The sequence below is a fragment of the Nocardiopsis protaetiae genome (assembly GCF_045446735.1).
Taxonomy (GTDB): Bacteria; Actinomycetota; Actinomycetes; order Streptosporangiales; family Streptosporangiaceae; genus Nocardiopsis; species Nocardiopsis protaetiae.
This window is the reverse complement of sequence record NZ_JBJJBV010000404.1, coordinates 1-4,544: the sequence shown is the minus strand read 5'-3', so window position 1 is coordinate 4,544 and position 4,544 is coordinate 1. Positions and strand designations below refer to the sequence as shown.

Here is a 4,544-nt window from a genome sequence, read left to right as displayed (position 1 = left end):
CCCCGCCGCGGGGGTGGGGGCGGCACGAGGCCTCCCGCCCCGAGACCCAAGGGGGTCGCCCCGGTCTGGAGCCCTCAGCCACAACCGGAAGGCATCGCGCCTCCCTCACCGCAGGGGGTTTCCCACCTTTCCTGGGGCCTCAGCCCCAGCCCGGCCACCTTCCCGGCCTCCCCCGCCGCAGGGGGTGACGGCCGAGGGAGGCCTCCGGCCCCGGGGGGTTTCCCACCTTCCCCGGGGCCTTGGCCCCAGCCCTGTCAGATCCCCGGCCACCCCCGCCCCAGGGGGTGAGGGCGGCACGAGGCCTCCCGCCCTGGCCCCGGGGGGTTTCCCACCTGCCCGGAGACCTCAGCTCCAGCCCTGTCAGATCCCTGGCCACCCCCGCCGCGGGGGTGGGGGCGGCACGAGGCCTCCCGCCCCAGCCCCAGGGGGTTTCCCACCTGCCTGGAGTCCCCGACCCCACCCGGAGTGCGTTGTGCCTTCCTCGCCGTAGGGGGTGACGGCCGCACGAGGCCTCCCGCCCCGACCCCAGAGGGTTTGGGGAGGAAGAACCGGAACCTCCGCCGCAGGGGGTGAGACAGCAAGAGCAGGTTTCCAGAACAGCAACCATCTGCGGACGGCGGTCTGAAGGTCCGCACACGGTCGCGTTGGTCTCCATGGGTCACCCCCTGGGAACGTACAGACCCGGGCTGGGCGCGGAGCCGTCCCCACGGTACGACGCCCGGCAGACCAAAAAGACGTACGCGTTGGACTCACGTCCCCGGTGGTGGGGGTGTTTCCCGGGGACGGGTCGGGGCACAGCGCACATCCCCGACCACACAGGTCCACGGAAAGACGCTCCGACTGTGAAGCCGCGGTTGCACAGACCTCGCTTGAAAGCCCAGACACCTGGTGTAGTAACCCCGGCCCCGATCGCCCTCCCCGACCTCAGGGGGTGAAACCCCGGCTCCGATTGCCCTCCTGGCCACAAAGGGTTATTGCGTGCACACTTTCGGTGGTGCCGGCGGCGGTCCTTCCTCCCGGCACCCCCCGTGTCCGGGCGCAGCAGGTAACCGCGGCCCTCACCCCCTGGAGTGCAGGTCGTGGTTCTTCCTCCCGACACCCCCTGTGGTTGGGGAGGGCACTGACGGCGGAGGTTACCCCGTCTGTGGTCGGGCTTTCAAGCGAGGTCTGAGCAACAGCCTGTTTCCAGTCGGAGCGTTCTTTCCGTGGACCTGTGTGGCTGAGCGTGCCGCTGGGCCCCGACCCGTCCCCGGACAAAACCCCCACCACCCAGGACGTGAGTCCAACGCGTACACCTGCTGGTCTGCCGGGCGTTGTACGTGGGGACGGCTCCGCGCCCAGCCCGGGTCTGTACGTTCCCAGGGGGTGACCCGTGGAGACCAACGGCTCCGAGGGCGGTCTCCCGCACACCGCCCTCCGCAGATGGCTGGCCGCCTGGAAACCTACAAGTCCCTCTCACCCCCTGGGGCCGGGGTCCAGTCCTGCCCTACCGAAACCCCCTGGGGTCGGGGCGGGAGGCCTCCTACTGCCGTCACCCCCTGTGGCGGGGGCGGCCAGGGATCTGGCCGGGCTGTGGCCAAGGACCCCAGGTCAGGTGGGAAACCCCCTGGGGCCGGGGCGGGAGGCCTCCTACTGCCGTCACCCCCTGTGGCGGGGGCGGCCAGGGATCTGACAGGGCTGTGGCTGAGGCCTTCGGTTGGGTGGGAAACCCCCTGCGGCGGGGGCGAGCAGGGATGTGACCGGGCTGGGGCTGAGGGCCCCAGGCAAGCCCCAGGCAAGGTGGAAACCCCCTGGAGCCGGAGGAACCGTTCCCCGCGCGCCCGTCAGGTCCGCGACCCCGAACAGACCACCCCCGCACACCACAGCGTTAACAGAACATGCGTGTACCCACCCCCCGGCTGTGGCCAAGGTCCCGGTCGGGTGGGAAACCCCGGAATCCGCCGGGCGGGAGGCCTCTTGCGGCCGTCACCCCCTGCGCGAGGCGGTGCGGGCGCAGACGGGTGAGGGCGGCGGCGCGTGTGATACCCAGGTTCCGTGGTGAAAGGGAAGATGAAAAGGAAGAGAGGTCGCCGGGCCGTGATCGCGGTGCTGGTCTGCGCCGCCCTGATCCTGCTCCTGACGGGGTTCCTGTGGGCGGGGCAGCGGTCGGTCATCTACCTGCCCTCGGTCGGCGCACCGCCGCCCGCTGCCGAGGTGCTCCCGGGTGCCGAGGCCGTGCGCCTGACCACCGAGGACGGCCTCGGGCTGGGCGGCTGGTTCGTGCCGCCGCAGGGGCGGGACCGCGAGGCCGCGGTGCTGGTCACCAACGGCAACGCGGGGGACCGGGAGAGCCGGGCGCCGCTGGCCCGCGCGTTGGCCGCGGAGGGGTTCGCGGTGCTGCTGTTCGACTACCGGGGTTACGGGGGCAACGAGGGCTCGCCCTCGGAGGAGGGGCTGGCCGCCGACGCCCGCGCCGCCGCCGACCACCTGGCCGAACGGGGGTTCGCCGCCGACCGCACGCTCTACTTCGGGGAGAGCCTGGGCGCCGCCGTGGCGACGGGGCTGGCGGTCGACCGGCCGCCGGCGGCGCTGTTCCTGCGCTCGCCGTTCAGCTCGCTGGTGGACATGGGGGAGCGGCAGTACCCGTTCCTGCCGGTGCGGTGGATGATGTGGGACCGCTACCCGGTGGCCGAACAGGTGGCGGGGATCGACGTCCCCACCACCGTGGTGATCGGGGACGCCGACCGCGTCGTGCCGCCGGAGCAGAGCCGGGAGGTCGCCGCCGCGAGCCCGCGCCTGTTCGAGGAGGTGGTCCTCCTCGGAGCGGGCCACAACGACGCCGAGCTGGTGCACGGCCCCGAGGTGGTGGAGGCGTTCGTCCGCCTGGCCGACCACGCCCTCTGAGCGGTCGTCAGTCGTGCACGGTGGCGCTGCGCAGGAGGGCGGTCCACTCGGCGGCGGGGATTTCGAGGTGTCCGAGGTGCCGGTTCTGGGTGTCGCGGATGCCGACCTGGGAGTAGGTCACCATGCCCCGCGCCTCGACGCAGTCGCCGCCCTCGCTGTTGTTGTGGCTGGACTTGGCCCACTGGTCGGTGAGCGCGAACTGTCGTGCCTCGACGCAGTTCCCACCCTCACTGTTGCTGTAGCTGGACTTGGTCCACTGGTCACCGAACATCGCACTCCTCGGAGCAAGAGAAAAGGGGCAGCACCTTCTTCAGAGTGCTACCCTCGGCCGTTCGCGGTTAACGGTCGGTGGCGGTGCGCAGGAGGGCGGTCCACTCGGCGGCGGGGATTTCGAGGTGTCCGAGGTGCCGGTTCTGGGTGTCGCGGATGCCGACCCGGGAGTAGGTCACCGTGCCCCGCGCCTCGACGCAGTCGCCGCCCTCACCGTTGCTGTGGCTGGACTTGGCCCACTGGTCGGTGAGCGTGAAGCTCCGCGCCTCGACGCAGTTCCCACCCTCGCCGTTGCTGTAGCTGGACTTGGTCCAGTGCTCGCTGATCATGGAGCCTCTCCTCGAATCTCTTCCAACCGGGCCCGGGAGGCGGAGGCGGGGAGGGCGGCGCTCCGCAGCTCGCCGAAGATCCGCTCGTAGCCCTGGACGATCTCGGGTTCCTTGATCGTCAGACCTGCTCCACGCCCCTCGATGTACGCGAAATCGCCGCTGTCGGGGACTGCGAGCAGTTTAAAGGAGCCGTCGAGGCCGGGATGCTGTTCGGTCAGCATCGGCACCAGTTGGATGGTGATCCGCGGCCGGTAGGAGAGTTCGAGCAGTCGGTTGATCTGGGCGTACATGATGCCCGGGTCGCTGAACGCGCGCATCACCGTGCTCTCATCCAGGATGATGATGCACATCGGCGGGTGCTCCCGGTCCAGGATCGACTGCCGGTGCAGCCGGGCTCTGACCATGGCCTCGATCCTCTCCGGCGATGCGTGCGGGGAGCCCATCTGGCTGATCACCCGGGCGTAGCCCTCCGTCTGGACCAGCCCCGGCACGACGCCGAAACCGTATTCACGGATCTCCGTCGCCGTCTGCTCCGCCTCGGCCACCTCACGGAAGTAGTCGATCATTCCGTTCGGCGCGAAGTAGGCGTCCCACGCGTTCAGGAGCGCGCCATTGGCGGTGAGGGCGGTGTCCAGACGTTCCACGAGTTCCCTTTTAGTGCCTTTGTCCCCGCCCTCCAGTGAGCTGATCGTGCTCTGCGAGAGAAAGGCGGCCTGTGCCATCTCCTGCTGCGTCATCCCAGCTCTGATCCGCTGGTTGCGCAGCAGGAGTCCGAACTTCTTCCTGGAGGAATCGCTTGCCACCACCGTTTTACCGCCTTTATCACTGGCGAACTGCCGGATATCGCGGGCCATAGTAATAGGACCGCATTGCGGAATTACTGATCTTTGATGTGTGGGTTGACAGTCGAGCGAGTTGGGAAAACCCTGGCCATGGAGCTTCCCCTCTCCTCTCCCCGCACTCCTGCCGAGTACGAGAAACGACGCCTGGTCGCCGCGGAGCTGTTCGACCAGGGCGAGCTGTCCCAAGCCGCGATCGCCCGCCTGCTCGGCGTGAGCAGAC

Annotated in this window: 4 protein-coding genes; 1 reads left to right on the top strand and 3 read right to left on the bottom strand. The window is 69.7% G+C overall.

Annotation, left to right across the window (positions count from 1 at the left end; translation table 11 throughout):
- The first annotated feature begins 2,076 nt into the window (after positions 1–2,076).
- The gene (locus ACJOT3_RS32845) at positions 2,077–2,883 is read left to right on the top strand and encodes an alpha/beta hydrolase (protein WP_406977026.1); all 807 of its coding nucleotides are present in this window, start codon (positions 2,077–2,079) and stop codon (positions 2,881–2,883) included.
- A 7-nt stretch (positions 2,884–2,890) separates the two neighbouring features.
- Here ACJOT3_RS32845 and ACJOT3_RS32840 read toward each other — a convergent pair whose 3' ends face one another.
- The 3 genes from ACJOT3_RS32840 to ACJOT3_RS32830 all read right to left on the bottom strand — a co-directional run bounded on the left by ACJOT3_RS32840 (position 2,891) and on the right by ACJOT3_RS32830 (position 4,336).
- Entirely contained in the window at positions 2,891–3,154 is a 264-nt protein-coding gene (locus tag ACJOT3_RS32840) for a DUF397 domain-containing protein (RefSeq protein ID WP_406977025.1), read from the bottom strand.
- A 67-nt stretch (positions 3,155–3,221) separates the two neighbouring features.
- Entirely contained in the window at positions 3,222–3,482 is a 261-nt protein-coding gene (locus tag ACJOT3_RS32835; protein WP_406977024.1) for a DUF397 domain-containing protein, read from the bottom strand.
- Entirely contained in the window at positions 3,479–4,336 is an 858-nt protein-coding gene (locus tag ACJOT3_RS32830; protein ID WP_406977023.1) for a helix-turn-helix domain-containing protein, read from the bottom strand. The genes ACJOT3_RS32835 and ACJOT3_RS32830 overlap by 4 nt, the downstream gene beginning before the upstream one ends.
- Positions 4,337–4,544: the final 208 nt, after the last annotated feature.